This window comes from Mycobacterium noviomagense (assembly GCF_010731635.1).
In the GTDB taxonomy this organism is placed as follows: domain Bacteria; phylum Actinomycetota; class Actinomycetes; order Mycobacteriales; family Mycobacteriaceae; genus Mycobacterium; species Mycobacterium noviomagense.
This window is the reverse complement of the sequence record NZ_AP022583.1, coordinates 2,053,165-2,072,814: the sequence shown is the minus strand read 5'-3', so window position 1 is coordinate 2,072,814 and position 19,650 is coordinate 2,053,165. Positions and strand designations below refer to the sequence as shown.

Genomic DNA, 19,650 nt, shown 5'->3' with positions numbered 1-19,650 from the left:
TTACGTGTTCGCCTGGTGGGGCCGAATGGTCTACCGCTACCGGTTCATCGTAATCGGAGTCATGGTGGCGCTTTGCCTCTGCGGCGGCATCTTCGGGCTGACGCTCGGCAAGCACGTCACGCAGAGCGGTTTCTACGACGACAGCAGCCAGTCGGTGAAGGCATCGGTGCTGGGCGACCAGGTTTACGGGCGCGACCGCACCAGCCACATCGTCGCGACGTTCCCCGCACCGCCGGGCAAAACGGTCGACGACCCGGTCTGGTCGAAACAGATCAAGGACCAGCTCAACAAGTTCAAGGCCGACCATCCCAAGCAGGTTCTGGGCTGGGTCGGTTACCTGGCCGCGCCCAACACCACCGATCCGGTGGTCAAGGGGATGGCAACCGCGGACAAGAAGCACACGTTCGTGTCGATCCCGCTCAAGGGCGACGACGACGACACCATCCTCAACAATTACAAGGCGATCGCGCCCGACCTGCAAAAACTTGACGGCGGAAAGATCGAACTGGCCGGGCTCGAACCGGTAGCCAACGCGCTGACCGGAACCATCGAAACCGACCAGCGCCGTATGGAAGTGCTGGCGCTGCCGCTGGTGGCGGTGGTGCTGTTCCTGGTGTTCGGTGGCGTGGTCGCCGCCTGTCTGCCGGCGATCGTCGGTGGTCTGGCCATCGCCGGGGCGCTGGGCATCATGCGCTTCATCGCGATCTTCGGGCCGGTTCACTTCTTCGCCCAACCCGTCGTGACCATGATCGGCCTCGGTATCGCCGTCGACTACGGGTTGTTCGTGGTGAGCCGGTTCCGAGAAGAGATCGCCGAGGGCTACGACAGCGAGGTCGCGGTTCGCCGAACCATGATGACGGCCGGGCGCACCGTCACGTTCTCGGCAGTGCTGATCGCGGTATCAGCGGCCAGCATGCTGGTGTTCCCGCAGGGCTTCCTGAAGTCGTTGACCTACGCCACGATCGCGGCGGTCATGCTCTCGGCGATTCTGTCGATCACCATCCTGCCGGCCGTGCTCGGCATCCTGGGCCACCACGTCGACGCCCTGGGCGTGCGGACGCTGTTCCGGGTTCCGTTCCTCGCGAACTGGAAAGTGTCCCGGGCATACCTGAACTGGCTGGCGGATTTGCTGCAGAAGACCAAGACCCGCGAAGAGGTCGAGCACGAGTTCTGGGGCAAGCTGGTCAACCGGGTGATGAAGCGCCCGTTGCTGTTCGCCCTTCCGATCGTCGTCGCGATGATCTTGCTGATCATGCCGCTGTTCAAGCTGGAGCTCGGCGGCTTCAGCGAGAAGTACCTGCCGCCCAGCAATCCGGTGCGCCAAGCCCAGGAGCACTTCGACAAGCTGTTCCCCGGCTACCGCACCGAGCAGGTGACCCTGGTCATCCAGAGCACCAACCACAGCAAGGTGACCGATCAGCAGGTCGCTGACATCCGCAGCAAGGCGCCGATCAACGGGTTCACCGCCAAGACGTGGGACGAACGTCCATGCCCGAATATCGCGGGTAATCCGTGCGTCCCGGGACCTAACGGCACCACCCATCCGAAGGACGACACGGTCCGGGTCATCCAGAACGGCTTGGTCAACCCCAACGATGCAAAGAAGAAGATCGCCGAGCTGCGGGAGATCACCCCACCCAAGGGCCTCAACATCATGGTCGGCGGTACCCAGGCCCTCGTGCAGGACAGCATCCACGGCATCTTCGCCAAGCTGCCGCTGATGTTGGTGATCCTGCTGACCACCACCACGCTGCTGATGTTCCTGGCATTCGGGTCGCTGGTGCTGCCGCTGAAGGCAACGGTGATGAGCGCGCTGACACTCGGCTCGACGATGGGCATTTTGACGTGGATCTTCGTCGACGGTCACTTCTCCAAGTGGCTGAATTTCACGCCGACACCGCTGACCGCGCCGGTGATCGGCTTGATCATCGCGGTCGTCTTCGGGTTGTCGACCGACTACGAGGTGTTCCTGGTCTCCCGGATGGTCGAGGCGCGGGAACGCGGCATGTCCACCGCGGAAGCGATCCGGATCGGCACAGCGACCACCGGTCGCATCATTACCGCGGCGGCGACCGTGCTTGCCGTGGTCGCCGGCTCCTTCGTGTTCTCCGACCTCGTGATGATGAAGTACCTGGCGTTCGGGTTGATGGCGGCGCTGTTGCTTGACGCCACCGTGGTGCGGATGTTCCTGGTGCCGTCGGTGATGAAACTGCTCGGCGACGACTGCTGGTGGGCGCCGGCGTGGATGAAACGCCTGCAAAACCGCATCGGGCTGGGCGAGATCCACCTGCCCGACGAACGTAAGCTGCCGGTCCCCCGCCGCAGGGCCGAACGTCCTCCGGCCGAGCGGACACCGGCCGCGGCGATGGCCTCAGCTGGCCGGCCGCCGCGTCCGCCGCACGATCCAACCCATCCCGGCATAGAGGGACCGTCGCGTCCTCGCACGGCTGGGCGGCCCCCGTCCCGGCCGCCCGCTCAACCGACCCCCTCCGGTGCCGCCACCACGCGGATGCCAGCTGGGGGTGGTGAGCCAGCGGAGCCGCCGACGACCCGCTTGTCCACACCGAAGAGCACTGTCACGAATGCGGCGCCGACCAACCGGCGCCCGCAGCAGCCGGCTGCGCCGCATGACCGCGAAATCGAGTCGTGGCTCAGCGAATTGCGCGACGGTCTGGACGTGCCCCGGGACCGGCCGCCCCACGACCGGGACGTGCCCCCAGCGCCGCCGCGGCCGGGTGAGCGGGATAACCAACCACGCCGTGAACGCGAGGAGCGTCCACCGGCTCGCGACCGCCAAGGTGACCGTCCGGCGGATCTGCACGGCGCAGCACAGGCCGCGACGCCCACGCCGTCGGCCGAGCAGACCCCCGGTCTGCCCGTTCCGGACAACCATTCCGACGCGCCGGCCAGCGACGCTGACGCCACCACCGCGATCCCTACTCCGCCATCGGAGGAAAGCGACTCAGACGTGGCTACCGAGAAGCTGAACTCGCGCGGCCGGCGAGGCAACAGCGGCGAGCAGCCCCGCCAGCGCGGCAGCGTCAGCGCCCAAGATCTGCTGCGCCGCGAAGGCCGGTTCTAACTAGTCCGCGGTATGTTGCTTGGACTCGCCACCATGCGGTGACGAATCCGATTCGACGCTGTCCGGTTCGGCATGGACGAGCGCCGGGCCGCTGTCGGCTGTCGCCTCCACCTCCGGGGCGGGACCGGATGCCATCAGCGCCCGTACCGCACGGTCGAAGAACGCGATGGTCGGGACGGCCAGCAAAGCGCCGACGATGCCCGCGAGGATGCCGCCGGTTGAAATACCCACCACTACGCCTAACGGATGGATTGACACCGCGCGCCCCATGACCAGCGGCTGCAGCACGTGCCCCTCCAATTGGTTGACCCCGATGATCACCCCCAGCGTGATCAAGGCATAAATCCATCCTTTTGCGATCAGCGCCACTATCACCGCCACCAATCCGCTGACCACCGCCCCGACCAACGGGATGAAGGCGCCGAGAAACACCAGCGAGGCGAGCGGCAAAGCCAGCGGCACACTCATGATCGCCAGACCGGTACCGACACCGGCTGCGTCGACCAGCGCCACAAGGAAAGTCGCCCGCACGTAACCGATCAACGACTGGAACCCAGCGATGCCGGCTTTGTGGACCTTCTCGCGTACGTCGCTCGGGAAGATCTTGACCACGAACTGCCAGATGTTGCGGCCGCCGTACAAGAAGAAGATCAGCGTGAACAGCACCACGAACGCGCCGGTGACGATCTCGGTGATGGTGGTCGCTGTCGACAGTGCGCCGCTCGTCAGCTTGGACTGATTCTTTTGCAGCATGTCGGTCACGGTGTTGCCGATGTTGTTGACCTGGTCCCGGCTCATGTGGATCGGGCCTTCGACGAGCCACTTACGGGTCGAGTCGATTAAGTGCGTCACCTGATTGACCAGCCCCGGCAGACCGTCGATGAACTGGGTGACGACGAAAGCCAGAACTCCGCCGATCGCGGCGAACCCGGTGAGCAACAGCAAAAACACCGCGAGCCCACGCTGCACCCCGTGCCGGTCCAGCCAGTCGACGCCGGGCAACAGCAGTGCCGAGAGGATCAGCGCCAGCGCCAGCGGAACGGTGACGACCTCCAGCCGCTTGATCAGCCACAGCACCACCACCAGGGCGGCGAACATCACCAACAGTCGCCATGACCACGCGGCCGCCTTGCGCACAAGCGGGTGGACGGATTCGTCTTCCAGCACAGACATCCCGGTAGCGTATCCACCTTGTCCGCGCTGAAACGGCCGAAACCCTGCGCCACAAGCCGACACCCCGGCGAAGCCGCGCGACGCTGACGCCGCGACGTGCACCGCTACCCTTAAGCAGTGCCGTATGACGCACAGGCTGGCCCCCTTCGCCCTCAGCAGGAAGGACCTTCCCGGGGCAAATACTGGTGGTTGCGCTGGGTCGTTCTGGCCGTCGTGGCGACCGTGCTCGCGGTCGAAGTGGGGCTGGTGTGGGATCAGTTGGCCAAGGCCTGGACGACGGTGCTGTCGGCCAAGTGGTGGTGGTTGGTGGCGGCCACGGTGGCGGCAATCGCATCGATGCACAGCTTTGCGCAGATCCAGCGCACGCTGCTGAGATCGGCCGGGGTACAAGTCAGGCAACTGCGCTCTGAAGCCGCCTACTATGCGGCCAACTCGTTGAGCACCACGCTGCCGGGCGGGCCCGTGCTCGCGGCCACGTTTCTGCTTCGGCAGCAACGCCTTTGGGGTGCTTCGACGCTGGTGGCGTCCTGGCAGCTGGTGATGGCGGGCGTCCTGCAGGCGGTCGGGTTGGCGCTGCTCGGTCTGGGCGGCGCGTTCTTGCTGGGCGCGAAGAACAATCCGTTTTCGTTGCTTTTCACGCTCGGCGGCTTCCTTACCTTGTTGCTACTGGCGCAGGCGGTGGCATCGCGTCCGGAGCTGATCGACGGGATCGGGCTTCGCGTTCTGTCGTGGGTGAACTCGATTCGCGGCAAACCCGCCGGCACCGGTGTGCAGAAGTGGCGCGAGATTCTGACGCAACTGGAGTCGGTCAGTCTGAGCCGCCGCGACTTGACCGTGGCGTTCAGTTGGTCGCTTGCTAACCGCATCACCGACGTCGCTTGCCTCGGCTGTGCCGCTTATGCCACGGGCGGCACGGCGTCGCTCGCGGGTTTGACGGTCGCCTGTGCGGCTGCGCGTGCGGTCGGCACGATCCCGCTGATGCCGGGCGGCCTGCTGGTCGTTGAGGCGGTCCTGGTGCCCGGCCTCGTTTCGAGCGGCATGTCGCTGCCGGGCGCAATTTCGGCCATGCTGATCTACCGGGCGATCAGCTGGTTGCTCATCGCCGCCATCGGGTGGGTGGTGTTCTTCTTCATGTTCCGCACCGAAAACAAGGCAGAACCCGACGCCGTCGTCGCCGACGCCGAAGCCGCCGCGCCACAGGCAGCTGGCTCAGGCCCGGTCGCCGAGTCGAACAGCCAAGTCGAGCTGCCGCACCCCACACCGCCCGACGCCGCGTTGCCGGGCCCGCTACTACCGGCCAATCCAGACGCCGCATCCGCCGACCGGCGCAGCACTCCGCGCAACCCGCTCGGCAGCCCGTAGCTACGGCACGACGCGGTTAGTGATTACCTGACAGCGGTTATCGGCGATGCGGCCGGCGCACCCGGCTGGAGTCCGGTCGCGGGACCCGGCTGAGGTCCGGTCCCGGCCGGTGGGGCCGCTGGTGCGGCCGGCGCGCCGCCGGGCGTCCCGGCAACCGGCTGGGCCGGCGGAATGCCGCCGGGCAGACCACCCGGGAGCCCGTTCTGGGCGCCCTGCACGAGCCCGAGCATCTGCGGAAGCGTGATCGGCAGCTTGCACTTTGTTCCCAGCCCGGTCAGCGGCGCCGAGATCGTCTGCAGATCGCTAGCCACCTTGGGATTGGCTTCGAAATAGCTTTTCAGCGACGTGACCGACTGGGGCCCCGCCGGCTGCTGCAAGATCGACGTCATCGCCTGGTTGGTCTCAGGGTGCGAGTCCAGGTAGTCGCCTGCCGACTTGGCCACCGAACCGACCGTCCTGGCCATCTCGCTTGCCGCGCACGGATCCTGTGCACCCGTTGCCGAGGGCACAGCAAGCACAGCGGTGGCGACGCCACCCAACGCCGCAGCCGTCAACACCCCGAAAAGCCCGTGACGCAAGGTCGCAGCAGTCGGTTTCATGGATAACTCCTTACGGTTTGCGAATATCCACATGTCTCGCAAACGGGCTGAGGCCCAGGGTCTTTGGCCCGACCCGGTGACGGCCACCTGACATCGTGCCATCTACTGCAAGGACGCCGCCAATTGAGGACGCTGAGAATCCGCTCACGGTCCAGCGTCGGGATCGGGGCATCAAGACCATCACGATTTGGAGTCACCGCAGCTCAGAGCCGATAAGTCGAGTTACTTTACAGCAAGCTGCGGTAGGCTCGCGTCCACGCAACGGGGTAGAAGGCGGGGAAAGAAATCCAGCAGTTCATGATGCGTCTGAGCAGCAACCTGCGCAGATATCGCTGGCTTGTGTTCACGGGTTGGCTGCTGGCACTAATTCCCGCGATTTATCTGACGATGACCCAGTCGGGTCATTTGACCGGCGGCGGTTTCGAAGTTTCGGGCTCACAGTCGCTGCTTGTTCACGATCAGCTCGAGGACCACTACCCCGATCAGGGCGCTTCTCCGCTGGCGTTGGTGGCATCCCCCCGCGCCGACGCCACCTACGCGGACATGAACGACGCCGTCGCGCTGCTCAACCGAGTGGCCCGCGAGGTTCCCAACGTGTCGGTGGTTACCGACCCACGCCAGCCGGCCCCGCAGCCGGACCGCCCCTATGTGGTGTCGCTGCGGCTGGACTTCAACAACAGCGGCGCCAGCGATGTCGCCAAAAAGCTGCGGGACAAGGTCGGCGTGCACGGCGACAAAGCGGGCAGCATCAACAACGGCCGGGTCCGGCTCTATGTCATCGGTCAGGGCGCGCTGTCTACAGCCGCGGCGGGAAACACCAAACACGACATCGCCGCCGCCGAACGGTGGAACCTGCCGATCATTCTGATCGTCTTGCTCGCGGTGTTCGGTTCGCTGGCCGCGGCCGCGATCCCGCTGGCGCTGGGCATCTGCACCGTCGCGATCACCATGGGCCTGGTGTACCTGCTGTCGGCGTACACCACGATGTCGGTGTTCGTCACCTCTACGGTGTCGATGTTCGGCATTGCGCTGGCCGTCGACTACTCCCTGTTCATCCTGATGCGCTTCCGCGAGGAGCTGCGCGCCGGTCGCCAACCGCAGGAAGCCATCGACGCGGCGATGGGCACCTCGGGCCTGGCGGTGGTGTTGTCCGGCATGACCGTCGTCGCCTCGCTGACCGGGATTTATCTGATCGGCACTCCGGCGCTGGCGTCGATGGCCACCGGCGCGATCCTCGCTGTCGCGGTCGCGATGCTGACGTCGGCGACGATGACGCCGGCGGTGCTGGCGACCTTCGGGCGCGCCGCCGCCAAGCGCTCAGCGGTGCTGCACTGGTCGCGGCGGCCTGAGTCCACCCAGTCGCGGTTTTGGACCCGCTGGATCGGGTGGGTCATGCGCCGCCCGTGGGCGTCGGCATTGGGCGCGGCGGCAATCCTCATCGCGATGGCGGCACCGTCGGTATCGATGGTGCTGGGCAACAGCCTGCTGCGCCAGTTCGACTCCACGCACGAGATCCGCTCAGGGGTGGCCGCGGCGGCCCAGGCGCTCGGGCCCGGGGCGCTGGGCCCGGTGCAGGTGCTGGTCACCTTCCCCGACGCCGATGCATCCTCACCCGAGCACCAGGACACCCTCGCGGCGATCGGTCGCGAACTGGCGAGCGCTCCCGACATCGTGTCGGTGACAGCGCCGGTATTCGCTGACGACAACACCAGCGCGCTGCTCAATGCGGTGCTGTCGGTGGATCCCGAGGATATGAGCGCACGGCACAGCGTGGACTGGATGCGCGCCCACCTGCCCGACGTCCCGGGCGCCGGCTCGCTGCGCGTCGATGTCGGCGGACCCACCGCGCTCATCAAAGACTTCGACGATCGCGTGGCCGAAACCGAGCCGCTGGTATTGGTTTTCGTCGCGACGATCGCTTTTGTGATGCTGCTGATCTCGATCCAGTCGGTGTTCTTGGCGTTCAAGGGCGTGCTGATGACGATGCTGTCGGTCGCCGCCGCCTACGGCAGCCTGGTGATGGTCTTCCAGTGGGGCTGGCTGGAAAAGCTTGGTTTCGAGCGCATCAGTTCCATCGATTCCACCGTGCCGCCCCTGGTGTTGGCGATGACCTTCGGGCTGTCGATGGACTACGAGATCTTTCTGCTGACCCGGATTAGGGAACGTTTCCTGCAGTCCGGGCATACCCGCGACGCTGTCGCCTACGGTGTGAGCACCAGTGCGCGCACGATCACCAGCGCAGCGCTGATCATGATCGCAGTGTTCATCGGCTTCGCGTTCGCCGGTATGCCGCTGGTCGCCGAGATCGGGGTGGCCTGCGCCGTGGCGATCGCCGTCGACGCCACGGTGGTGAGGCTGGTCCTGGTGCCGGCGCTGATGGCGATGTTCGAGCAGTGGAACTGGTGGCTGCCGCGGTGGCTGCACCGCATACTGCCGTCGGTCGACTTCGAAAAGCCGCTGCCCAAGGTGGAGCTCGGCGACGTGGTGATGATTCCCGACGACATCTCCGCGCCGGTGGTGCCCAGCGCCGATCTGCGCGTGGTGATCAAGTCGGCGGCACGGCTTAAGCGCCTGGTTCCCGACGCGATCTCGGTGACGGATCCGCTGGCGTTTACCGGGTGCGGCGGCCGGGATAACGGCGGTGAAGAGGCCACCACCCGTCGCACCGCGATGGCAGGCACCACTGTCGCGGCCAACGGGTCGGCGGTGGCGAGAAAGTTCGGCGGCTTGCCGTACCGCAACGGCACCGGCCGGAGCACGGCACGACCGGTGCATCCGGTCACCCTGTGGCGCGGCCGGCTTTCCGTGGCCCTCGACGCACTGGAAGCCCAGGCCGATGCGGTTGACCCGACGTTCGAGCGGCGCAGTCCGGTGGAGACCACCAACGTCCAATTGCCCACCGGCGACCGGCTGCAGATCCCGACCGGCGCAGAAACCCTGCGCATGAAGGGTTACTTGATCATGTGCCGCAACAGCAGCCGCGACTACGCCGAGTTTGCTGAACTCGTCGACGCAATGGAACCGGAAACCGCTGCTGTGGTCCTGGCGGGGATGGACAGGTATTACTGTTGTCAACAACCGAGGCGACAATGGGTCGCCAGCCAGTTGGTCCGTCGGCTTGCGGATCCGCACCCGTCCGACATCGACGACGAGGACTTGTCGGACCCGGGTGCCCGGGCCGAGTGGGAAGAGGTCAGGCAGCGCTGCCTATCGGTGGCCGTAGCGATGCTGGAGGAGGCGAGGTGACGTTGGCAGCGGACCGACGGCCTGGACCGATGCCGCGTCGGCCCCCCACCCAGCCGCGGTACACCGACCGCCCGGTCGAGTTCTGGCCGACCGCCGCTATCCACTCGGCGCTGGAGAGCGGGGACATCGGCACCTGGAAGCAGATCGCAGTCGCGCTCAAACGCGACCCGTACGGGCGGACCGCCCGCCAGGTCGAAGAGGTTCTCGCGGGCTCACGGCCATACGGCATCTCCAAAGCGATGGCAGAGGTGCTGGAACGCGCCCGCGCACACTTGGAAGCCGACGAACGCGCAGAGGTGGCCCGCCACGTGCGGCTGCTGATCGAACGGTCCGGTTTGCGGGAGCAGGAATTCGCCTCCCGCATCGGAGTTCCCGCCGAGGACCTCGCCGCCTACCTCGACGCCAGGGTCAGCCCGTCGGCCTCTCTGATGATCCGCATGCGCCGCCTGTCCGACCGGTTCGCCAAATTGAGGTCGCAGCGTCCGGCCGGTAATTCATGACCGGCCAACCCGACGCCGCCGCGCTGCAAGAGATCCTGCGCCAAACGCGCAGCATTGCGGTGGTCGGCGCGTCGGACAAGCCGGGCCGGCCGAGTCACGGCGTCTACTCGTATCTGGTGTCGACCGGCGACTACGAGGTGTATCCGGTCAACCCGACCATCACTGGAATCGACGGCGCGCCAGTCTATCCGAGCCTGGCGGACCTTCCCGTCGTTCCTGACATGGTCGACGTATTCCGCCGCTACGACGAGCTGCCGTCGGTGTTGGCCGACACGCTTGCCTTACAGCCGCGGCCCAAATATCTGTGGTTGCAGCAAGGCCTGTGGCATGAGGAGGTGGCCCGCGAGGCCGAGGCCGCCGGCCTGCAAGTCGTGATGGACCGTTGCCTGAAGGTCGACCACTCCCGCCTGTGCCGACGCTGAGCAACTACCGCGAGTTGATCGGCGACACGTCGAACACCAGCCAGTGACCGCTCTTCTTGGTCAGCGTCACCCGCAGCGCGAGCACGGCACGGCTCGGCGGCTGCCCGGGTGTGTTCTGGATCGCGCGGAGCACGACCGCCACACTGGCCGCCGACGGACCTTGGGCCTCCACGCCGGCCGATAACGTCGAAGCCTGCGCGGTCACATTGTGCTGCGCCAAATCCTTTGTCGACTTGGCGAATTGGTCTTTGAATGCCGTCGCGTGTTCGGGCACCATCATCGCGGCGGCCCGGTCGACGGACGCGGCCGGATCGCTCGGGGAGAACGTCGCCGTCGCCTCCGCCATGCCGGAGGCGATCCGTACCACGTCCCGGGAGTCGCGGTCGAAGTCGCGGTCGGGCATGGACCAGCGCGCGTAACCGGTGATCACGGCCGCCACCAAAGCAATCGCGCACACCGCTACCACCGCCAGCCGCAGCGCGGGCGCGTCGTCATCGGTACCGACCGTCACCGAATCACGCCGGGCCAGCACGAAATTGACGACGACCCCTTCGACGATCAGCAGCATCAGCACCGAGCACAGCGACACCCACCACAGCGGCCAGGCCAGCACGATGCCGATCATCGCCAGCGCGCCGATCGCGCCCAGCGGTGCCGCAACGTCGAACGCCAACACCCGCCAGAGGTTTCTCATTTGATCGACCCCAGCCGTGAGACAAGCAGCTTGCCGTCCACATCGGAGACGTCAAGTCGCAGGTTCCAGTGCACGGTTTGCGGTTTGCCGCCGACGCTTTCTGCGACCGATGTGGCGACCACCATGACGGTGTCGGTGCGGCTGGCGACCGGAGGAAGGTGCGAGTTGGGCGGGCCGACGTTCGGTCGGGCGTCGGGGTCGTGGTGCAAAGCTTCGATCGCCACCGCCTCGATCCGGCCCTCGCTGCGGGACTTGAGCCGCTGCACCACTTCCCGATACGGCTGCACGGTGGCGTCGAAGTCGACGTTGAGCTCACCGACGGTTCCGTCGTGCAGCCGCTGCAAGCTGGCGTCGACGTTGTCGGTGTTCATGTTGATCAGCACGCCCGTCCAGTCGGCGGCGGTTTGCAGGACCCGGCTCTGGTAGCCGCGTTCGCCAACCTCGTCGCGGTGCACCGACCAGATGGTCAAGCCCAATGCGATCGCCGCGATCGACAGCACGCCCAGCACGGCAGATGCGACGCCGTACGCGGTGATGATCCCCCCGTCCGATGGTTCGGCGTCGCGGGCCGCCGCAGCGGGCGCGGCGTCGTCATCCTCGGCCGGTGACCCCGTCCGCTCGCCGTCGTCGGGCATGGCCGTGAGGCTACCCGGCCGGTGATGGAAGGATGGCGGGGTGACGGTAGAAGCGCTGCACTCCGGCATCGACCTGACCAATGTCGACGCCGGTATCCGCCCCCAAGACGACCTATTCGGCCACGTGAACGGCCGCTGGCTGGCCGAATACGACATTCCGCCGGATCGCGCGGTCGACGGCGCGTTCCGGTCGTTGTTCGACCGGGCCGAGGCCCAGGTCCGCGACCTGATCGCCGAGACGGCTGCCGCCGCTGCCGCGCCGGGCACCGACGAACAGCGCATCGGCGACCTCTACGCCAGCTTCCTCGATGAAGAGACCGTCGAACAGCGCGGTGTGCACCCGCTGCTCGAGGAGCTGGCCGCAATCGAGGACGCCGCCGATCCCGACGCGCTGGCCGCTGTGCTCGGCGCGCTGCAACGCACCGGAGTCGGCGGCGGCGTCGGCCTATATGTGGACACGGACGCCAAAAACTCCACCCGCTACCTGCTTCATGTCACGCAGTCCGGCCTCGGGTTGCCCGACGAGTCGTACTACCGCGACGAGCAGCACGCGCAGATCCTGGCCGGCTACCCCGGCCACATCGCGCGAATGTTCGCGCTGGTCTACGGCGGTGATGCACAACAGCACGCCGAGACCGCGGCGCGCATCGTGGCGCTGGAATCCAAGCTGGCAGCGGCGCACTGGGACGTGGTGAAACGCCGCGACGTCGCGCTCACCTACAACCTGCGGACCTTCGCCGAGGTGCAGGCCGAGGCCGCTGGGTTCGACTGGGCCGGCTGGGTCGGCGCGCTGGGCAGCACACCGGAGCTGGTAGCGGAAATCGTTGTGCGCCAACCAGATTACCTGACCGCGTTCGCGCAGCTGTGGGGCAGCGAACCTCTCGACGAGTGGAAGCGTTGGGTCCGTTGGCGGGTGATCCACTCGCGAGCGGGGATGCTCACCGACGCACTGGTGCGCGAGGATTTCGAGTTCTACGGTCGCACGCTGACGGGCGCCGAGCAGATCCGCGAGCGCTGGAAGCGCGGCGTATCGCTGGTGCAAAGCCTGATGGGTGACGCGGTCGGAAAGCTTTACGTGCAACGCCATTTCCCGCCGGACGCGAAGGCCCGCATCGACGCCTTGGTCGACAATCTGCGTGAGGCGTATCGGATCAGCATCGAGGGCCTGGACTGGATGACGCCGCAGACCCGCGAGCGTGCCCTGGCCAAGCTGGACAAGTTCACCCCGAAGGTCGGCTACCCGAAGAAGTGGCGCGACTACTCCGCGCTAGTGATCGACCGCGGCGATCTGTACGGCAACTACCGACGCGGGTACGCGGTCAACTACGACCGCGAACTGGCCAAGCTGGGTGGACCCGTCGACCGCGACGAGTGGTTCATGACGCCGCAAACGGTCAACGCCTACTACAACCCGGGCATGAACGAAATCGTCTTTCCCGCAGCCATTCTGCAGCCGCCGTTCTTCGACCCCGAGGCTGACGACGCCGCCAACTACGGTGGCATCGGCGCGGTGATCGGACATGAGATCGGCCACGGCTTCGACGACCAGGGCGCCAAATACGACGGCGACGGCAATCTGGCCGACTGGTGGACCGACGAGGACCGCGACGAGTTCGCCGCCCGCACGAAAGCGCTGATCGAGCAGTACGACGCTTACACGCCAAGGGATCTCGGCAACGATCACCACGTCAACGGCGCGTTCACGGTCGGTGAGAACATCGGCGATCTGGGCGGGCTGTCGATCGCGCTGCTGGCCTATCAGCTGTCGCTGAACGGCAAACCCGCGCCGGTCATCGACGGGCTCACCGGCGTGCAACGGGTGTTCTTCGGCTGGGCTCAGGTGTGGCGCACCAAAGCCCGCCAAGCCGAGGCGATCCGACGGCTGGCGATCGACCCGCACTCGCCGCCCGAGTTCCGCTGCAACGGCGTCGTGCGCAACATCGACGCGTTCTACGACGCGTTCGACGTCACGCCCGACGACCAGTTATACCTGGTACCCCACCGCCGCGTGCACATCTGGAACTAACCGCGAGCAGACGCAAAAGCCCCCAATTTCCTTGCGAAATGGGGGCTTTTGCGTCTGCTCGGCGAACTAGATCTGCCAGTCGTTGGAGCCGTCGTTCTTGCTGTAGGTACCACCGCTGGAGTTCTTCACCACGATGGGGTCGCCGCTGCCGAAGTTGTCGAAGAACCACTTGGCGTTGGCCGGGCTGATGTTGATGCATCCGTGGCTGACGTCGCGCACACCCTGATCGGCCACCGACCACGGCGCGCTGTGCACATAGTCGCCGCTGTTGTCGAACTGCACGGCGTCGTTGACCGTGACCTTGTAGCCGTAGGTCGAGTTGACGGGCACGCCGTAGGTGGAGGAGTCCATCACCACCGAGGCCTTCTTGTCGAGCACGTAGTACGTGCCGTTGGGGGTCTGGTGGCCACCCGACGACATCCCCATCGACATCGGGATGGTCTTTTCCACCTTCCCGTTGCGGGTGACGGTCATCGTGTGGGTGCCGTCGTCGGCCGTGGCCACCAGCGCGTCACCGGTGTGGAAGTCCGACGTGGTGCCGGCTGCGTCGATGTGGACCGCGGTGTGGGCGGGCCAGAAGCTCAGTGGACGCCACCGCACCTGGGTCGGAGTCATCCAGTAGAACTTGCCGGGGACCGGCGGCTCCGAGGAAATGTGGATTGCTTTTTCGGCCATCGCCGGGTCGGCAATGGGCCGCTGGAAGTTGATAACGATCGGCTTGGCCACACCGACGGTCGCGCCGTTGGCCGGGTTGAACGAGGGCGGCAGGAACGGCGGCTCACCGACGAACGGTGTGGGGTCCTGTCCCGCGGCGGGCCCGGACGGTGTCGCAACAGGCTGCGCGGGCGCCGCCGGCGGCGAGGCCGCCGGGTCCCCGGGAGGCGGTGGCGCTGCCAGTGGATCACCCGCGGGCGGTGCCACGGGCGCGGCGGGCGGGGGCGGCGGCGGTGCGTCACCCGGGGCCGGGTCGACCACGCCCGGATCACCGGGCGGCTGGTCGGGGTCGGCCAGCGCCGGGCCGGTGCCCAGCATCACCACAGCAGCCAACGCGCCCGTGCTGAGAGCGGCGAGAAGCGTGCCTCTCGTCGATCGCGACATATGCATACCTCCAGTCACAGTTCGTAGCCCAGTGTCGCATAGCGACGCAGCCGACTTTGCCTGCAGCGACCGGTGAACGGCCGGAGAACAGCCCCAACATGCTGTCTGACCTGCAGTGTTAATCGCCGCCACGCGGCCACCGTTACGGCCGCTTGGCCAGTTCACCTACGTCGAACAGCTGACGGCTGGCCGCCATGCCACCCAATGCGGCGCCCATCAGGACCGCGGAGGCGGCCAGCATCACCGGCACGCTGCGTTCGTAGAGCAGTCCACCCGCCAGCGAGCCGGCCATGATGCCGACCTGAAAGGCCGCCATGTACAGCCCCGACGCCCCGTCGGGATCGTCGGCGCCGGCCCGCATCGCGGCGGCTTGCAGCATCGGGGACGCCGCGTTGGCCGCCGCGCCCCACAGCGCGATGGCCGCAGTGCCGATCAGCGCGGTCGCCGTGGTGGGCGAGCCGAACGACAACGCGGTCAGCAGGAACAACGCCGCCCACAGCCCGACCATGCAGCTGATCACGGCGGCTTTGGGCCGACGGTCCGAGGGCCAGGCCACCACCGGCATCGCCAGCAGACCGGCAATGCCGTAGGCGGCCAGCAGCCACGCCAGATTCGGCCCGCGCACGCCGACGACATCGCGGATGATCACCACGATGTACGTGTAGGCGATGTAGTGGCCGGTGACGGCGACCAGCGTGAGCAGGCTGACCCGGATGAGCCGCCCGTTGCGGTGGTGGCGGGCCCGCGGGCCGACGGTGGCGAGCTGGTCGTCGCTGAGCACCATCGTCGGCAATACCACCCAGGCCGCCGCGGTGACGGCTGCCGCGGCCACGGTGATACACACGACCGCCAGCCGCCAGCCCCACAGCAGGCTCATCGCCGCCGTCGCCGGGCTGCCGACGACGACGGCCAGACTGATGCCCACGTAGACGACCGTCGTCGCGCGACCGGAGTGGCTGGCCGGCACTAACCGGGTGGCGATGGGCGCCACCACGGACAACATCAGGCCGTGGGTGACTGCACACAACACCCGACCGACGGCAAGCATGGAGAAAGTGGGCGCCACCGCGGAGATGGCCTGGGAGGCGGTCAGGCACACCAGGGTCACCAGCAAGGTCCGGCGCCGCGGCCAGTGCGCGGTCCAGCGCACCAGCGGAATGGTGGTCACCGCGGCAACCAGCGCATACCAGGCCAGCAAGGTACCGACCAAGGGCACGCTGACGTGCAGGTCGCGCGCGATCGCGGGCAGCGCACCGACCGGCAGGATTTCAGCAGTGACGTAAATAAAGGCAGCGGCCGCCAGCACCGTCAACTGCACCGCGATCCGCGGCGTCCACGGTCCGGCGCGGCCGGTGTCGGGGCCGATCATGCGGGCTGAAGCGTCGCGTGGACGACGGCGCGATCGCGCCGCTCCCTCGGTATGCACCTGCCCCACGGCCACTACTCAACCATGGGTTTCCCCACGGGTTAACGATCAAGAGCGAACGAGTCGGGCGATGGCGGCGGAGGCTTCCGCGATTTTCGCGTCGGCTTCGTCGCCGCCGGCGGCGATGGCGCGGCTGACGCAGTGGCCGAGGTGCTCGTCAAGGAGGTTCAGCGCCACAGACCGCAGGGCACTGTTGGCTGCGCTGATCTGGGTGAGGACGTCGATGCAGTACTTATCCTCTTCGATCATCTTGGCGATGCCACGCACCTGGCCTTCGATGCGGCGCAGGCGCTTGGCGTAGTTGTCCTTCTGCTGCGAATAGCCGTGTGTCGATGCCATTCACCCTCCAAGCATCTTCTTCATCTGGTCTATCTCCCCCTGCTGCGTACTGACCATGCGCTTGGCCATCGCGATCGCGTCGCTGTTGCGCCCGTTCGTGATCTCGGTGTTTGCCATGTCGATGGCCCCTTGATGGTGACTGATCATGGACTGCAGCCACAACTTGTCGTAATCGGCGCCCTGCAACGATCCCAGCTTGGCCATGGTGGCTTGGTCGACCATCCCCGTCATCGCCGTGTCGGCGGGCCCCCGCGTATCAGCGTCGGGCTGGGTGCTCCACTGCACCAGAAATCCCTGAAGTTTCTGAATCTCCGAATGCTGAGCGCTGCCGATACCAGAGGCCAACTTGACCAACTCGGCGTTCCCTGTATGGCTCGGCACGGGCGCCGACAGGTCGACGGCCTGTTGGTGGTGCGGAATCATGTTGGCGGCGAAGGCGATATCGGCGCGGTTGTGACTGGCCGACTGATCAGCCTGGCTGCCGGCAGCGCCTTTTTGCGTCGAAGATCCGCCGCACGCGGACAGTCCCGCCGCGGCGACCAGCGCCATAGCAGCCACGATGCGAGCGACACGAGTTGCCATACCAGCCACCATACCCACTCGCAATATACCCCCTGTGGGTATCAGCGCAATTTTGGCGACTATATCGCCACGCGCATACTGAGACGATGGCCGAAACGATCGAGGGCAGGTCCGTGTCGCAGTCCGTCGATATCAAACCCCGCAGCCGCGATGTCACCGACGGTCTGGAAAAAGCCGCTGCCCGGGGCATGCTCCGAGCGGTCGGCATGGACGACGACGACTTCACCAAGCCGCAGATTGGCGTGGCGTCGTCGTGGAACGAGATCACGCCCTGCAACCTGTCGCTGGACCGGTTGGCCAAGGGAGCCAAGGACGGCGTGTTTGCCGCCGGCGGGTATCCGCTTGAGTTCTGCACGATCTCGGTGTCCGACGGCATTTCGATGGGCCACGAGGGCATGCACTTCTCGCTGGTGTCGCGGGAGCTGATCGCCGACAGCGTCGAGACGGTGATGCAGGCCGAACGCTTCGACGCGATGGTCCTGCTCGCCGGATGCGACAAGTCACTGCCGGGCATGCTGATGGCCGCCGCCCGGCTGGACCTTGCCGCGGTATTCCTCTACGCGGGCACGATTCTGCCCGGGCGCACCAAGCTGTCCGACGGCAGCGAGCGCGAGGTCACGATCATCGATGCGTTCGAGGCGGTCGGTGCCTGCACGCGCGGCCTGATGCCGCGCGAAGACGTCGACGCCATCGAACGGGCCATCTGTCCCGGTGAAGGCGCATGCGCCGGTATGTACACCGCCAACACGATGGCCAGTGCTGCCGAGGCGCTGGGTATGTCGCTGCCGGGCAGCGCGGCGCCGCCGGCGACTGATCGCCGCCGCGACGGATTCGCGCGCCGCAGCGGCGAGGCCGTCGTCGAGTTGCTGCGCCGCGGCGTCACTGCACGCGACATTCTCACCAAGGAGGCGTTCGAGAACGCGATCGCGGTGGTGATGGCGTTCGGGGGCTCCACCAACGCCGTACTGCACCTGTTGGCGATCGCCTACGAGGCCAACGTCAAGCTGTCGCTGGAGGATTTCAGCCGCATCGGTTCACGGGTGCCGCACTTGGCCGATGTGAAGCCCTTCGGGCAGCACGTGATGGTCGACGTCGACCGCATCGGCGGGGTGCCGGTGGTCATGAAGGCGCTGCTGGATGCCGGTCTGCTGCACGGGGACTGCCTGACGGTGACCGGCCGGACAGTGGCCGAGAACCTCGCGCGCATCGCCCCGCCCGATCCCGACGGAAGGGTACTGCGGGCATTGGACAACCCGATCCATCCGACCGGGGGGATCACGATCTTGCATGGATCGCTGGCACCGGAAGGCGCGGTGGTCAAGACCGCAGGTTTCGACACCGACGTATTCGAAGGCACCGCAAGGGTTTTCGACCGTGAGCGGGCCGCGTTGGATGCGTTGGAGGACGGGACCATCACGGCCGGTGATGCCGTGGTGATCCGGTACGAGGGCCCCAAAGGCGGCCCGGGAATGCGCGAAATGCTCGCCATCACCGGCGCTATCAAGGGCGCCGGCTTGGGTAAAGACGTGCTGTTGTTGACCGACGGCCGGTTCTCCGGGGGCACTACCGGACTGTGCGTGGGACACATCGCCCCCGAAGCGGCCGACGGCGGGCCGATCGCTTTCCTGCGCGACGGCGACCGGATCCGGGTCGACGTCGCCGGGGCGACCTTAGACGTCTTGGTCGACCCAGACGAATTCGCTTCGCGCCGTGCGGGTTTCACTCCGCTGCCGCCGCGTTACACCAGCGGTGTGCTGGCCAAGTACGTCAAGCTGGTGGGTTCGGCCGCCACCGGAGCAGTCTGCGGTTGAGCCGCATCCCGGCCGGCTGATCCCGGCCGGGATTGTCGAACTTTCCGTCAGGCTACACGTGCTTTGCTACGTAGCTGCGCGCACGCATACCGAAGTACACGGCGATCAGGCCCATCACCGTGATCACCGCGCCTGCGACCACATTCGACCAGATCATGCCCGCGGTCGGGGAGACACCGTGCATGACGACCCACGGCGAAACGATCAGCCACACGCCGAACACCGGCAGCGTCCAGGTCATTCCGTGCGTGCGGTCCAGCGCCGACGCGAAGCAAAACGCCAGTACTGCCACCGCTATCCCGCAGATCAGATCGTTGCGGGCCAAGGGTCTCGTCATGCTGAAGCCGACCACCCACGGCGACACGGCCGCGTAGATCCCGGCCAGCAGTGCCAGACCGAAGGTGAACTGCGCGGTCATTGACTCCGCGGCACGCTCGTAGTTGGCGCGCAGAGCCAACAAATCCGGGTGTTGTTCGATTGATGGATGCACTGTGCTCATTTTGTGACCTTTCTGTTATGCGGCAAGCCTTTTGGGCTCTCCGCAACCCATCCATCTGTCCCAAGATTACGCTGGTCGGCGCCGCCCCAGCAACGAAAACCAGGCGGGCCCACCTGCATAGACGAGCACTGGTGGCTACCCGTAGCGTCAAGCTGA

General features: G+C 66.5%; 16 protein-coding genes. 7 read left to right on the top strand and 9 right to left on the bottom strand.

Annotation, left to right across the window (positions count from 1 at the left end; all coding sequences use genetic code 11):
• Positions 1-4: 4 nt before the first annotated feature.
• Entirely contained in the window at positions 5-3,082 is a 3,078-nt protein-coding gene (locus G6N15_RS09555) for an MMPL family transporter (RefSeq protein ID WP_083089331.1), read from the top strand.
• Here the strand turns inward: G6N15_RS09555 and G6N15_RS09550 are convergent, their stop codons facing one another.
• Positions 3,083-4,255 (bottom strand): AI-2E family transporter, encoded by a 1,173-nt coding sequence (locus tag G6N15_RS09550; RefSeq protein WP_083089330.1) that lies wholly within the window; start codon positions 4,253-4,255, stop codon positions 3,083-3,085. It lies immediately after the preceding gene.
• A gap of 117 nt (positions 4,256-4,372) precedes the next feature.
• Between G6N15_RS09550 and G6N15_RS09545 the strand changes: the two genes are divergently transcribed.
• A complete protein-coding gene (locus G6N15_RS09545) occupies positions 4,373-5,617 on the top strand; it encodes a lysylphosphatidylglycerol synthase transmembrane domain-containing protein (protein WP_083089329.1) in 1,245 nt (414 codons plus the stop codon).
• A gap of 23 nt (positions 5,618-5,640) precedes the next feature.
• On the opposite strand, the gene G6N15_RS09540 is transcribed toward G6N15_RS09545, so the two are convergent.
• Positions 5,641-6,216: a hemophore gene (locus G6N15_RS09540; protein WP_083089328.1), complete on the bottom strand. Its 576-nt coding sequence runs from the start codon at positions 6,214-6,216 to the stop codon at positions 5,641-5,643.
• Positions 6,217-6,513: 297 nt separating this feature from the next.
• On the opposite strand from G6N15_RS09540, the gene G6N15_RS09535 reads away from it, so the two are divergent.
• From G6N15_RS09535 to G6N15_RS09525, 3 genes are read left to right on the top strand one after another with little or no spacing between them, the layout of a single operon-like run.
• Positions 6,514-9,462 (top strand): MMPL family transporter, encoded by a 2,949-nt coding sequence (locus G6N15_RS09535; protein ID WP_083089327.1) that lies wholly within the window; start codon positions 6,514-6,516, stop codon positions 9,460-9,462.
• On the top strand, positions 9,459-9,962 hold the full coding sequence (locus G6N15_RS09530) for a transcriptional regulator (protein WP_083089326.1): 504 nt from the start codon (positions 9,459-9,461) through the stop codon (positions 9,960-9,962). The genes G6N15_RS09535 and G6N15_RS09530 overlap by 4 nt, the downstream gene beginning before the upstream one ends.
• Positions 9,959-10,384, top strand: coding sequence for a CoA-binding protein (locus tag G6N15_RS09525; protein WP_083089325.1), 426 nt, complete (start codon positions 9,959-9,961; stop codon positions 10,382-10,384). Before G6N15_RS09530 ends, G6N15_RS09525 begins: the two co-directional genes overlap by 4 nt.
• A 4-nt stretch (positions 10,385-10,388) precedes the next feature.
• On the opposite strand, the gene G6N15_RS09520 is transcribed toward G6N15_RS09525, so the two are convergent.
• Together G6N15_RS09520 and G6N15_RS09515 are read right to left on the bottom strand one after the other, a co-directional pair.
• Entirely contained in the window at positions 10,389-11,078 is a 690-nt protein-coding gene (locus G6N15_RS09520) for a hypothetical protein (protein WP_083089324.1), read from the bottom strand.
• Positions 11,075-11,713, bottom strand: a complete 639-nt coding sequence (locus G6N15_RS09515; RefSeq protein ID WP_083089323.1) for a hypothetical protein — start codon at positions 11,711-11,713, stop codon at positions 11,075-11,077. The genes G6N15_RS09520 and G6N15_RS09515 overlap by 4 nt, the downstream gene beginning before the upstream one ends.
• 40 nt (positions 11,714-11,753) lie before the next feature.
• Here G6N15_RS09515 and G6N15_RS09510 point away from each other — a divergent pair, with 40 nt between their 5' ends.
• Positions 11,754-13,739 carry a M13 family metallopeptidase gene (locus tag G6N15_RS09510; RefSeq protein WP_083089322.1) on the top strand — a complete coding sequence of 662 codons (1,986 nt, stop codon included), beginning with the start codon at positions 11,754-11,756 and terminating at the stop codon, positions 13,737-13,739.
• A 66-nt stretch (positions 13,740-13,805) separates the two neighbouring features.
• On the opposite strand, the gene G6N15_RS09505 is transcribed toward G6N15_RS09510, so the two are convergent.
• From G6N15_RS09505 to G6N15_RS09490, 4 genes are all read right to left on the bottom strand, one after another.
• Complete coding sequence (locus G6N15_RS09505) at positions 13,806-14,837, bottom strand: L,D-transpeptidase (RefSeq protein ID WP_163748009.1); 1,032 nt, start codon at positions 14,835-14,837, stop codon at positions 13,806-13,808.
• A 142-nt stretch (positions 14,838-14,979) separates the two neighbouring features.
• The gene (locus G6N15_RS09500) at positions 14,980-16,206 is read right to left on the bottom strand and encodes an MFS transporter (protein WP_083089091.1); all 1,227 of its coding nucleotides are present in this window, start codon (positions 16,204-16,206) and stop codon (positions 14,980-14,982) included.
• A gap of 105 nt (positions 16,207-16,311) precedes the next feature.
• Positions 16,312-16,602: a copper-sensing transcriptional repressor RicR gene (gene ricR / locus G6N15_RS09495; RefSeq protein WP_083089090.1), complete on the bottom strand. Its 291-nt coding sequence runs from the start codon at positions 16,600-16,602 to the stop codon at positions 16,312-16,314.
• Positions 16,603-17,151: a DUF305 domain-containing protein gene (locus G6N15_RS09490; protein WP_232070385.1), complete on the bottom strand. Its 549-nt coding sequence runs from the start codon at positions 17,149-17,151 to the stop codon at positions 16,603-16,605. It lies immediately after the preceding gene.
• A gap of 119 nt (positions 17,152-17,270) precedes the next feature.
• On the opposite strand from G6N15_RS09490, the gene ilvD reads away from it, so the two are divergent.
• Entirely contained in the window at positions 17,271-18,995 is a 1,725-nt protein-coding gene (gene ilvD / locus G6N15_RS09485; protein WP_083089089.1) for a dihydroxy-acid dehydratase, read from the top strand.
• 52 nt (positions 18,996-19,047) lie between these two features.
• Here the strand turns inward: ilvD and G6N15_RS09480 are convergent, their stop codons facing one another.
• Positions 19,048-19,494, bottom strand: a complete 447-nt coding sequence (locus G6N15_RS09480; RefSeq protein WP_083089088.1) for an SPW repeat protein — start codon at positions 19,492-19,494, stop codon at positions 19,048-19,050.
• Positions 19,495-19,650 lie beyond the last annotated feature (156 nt).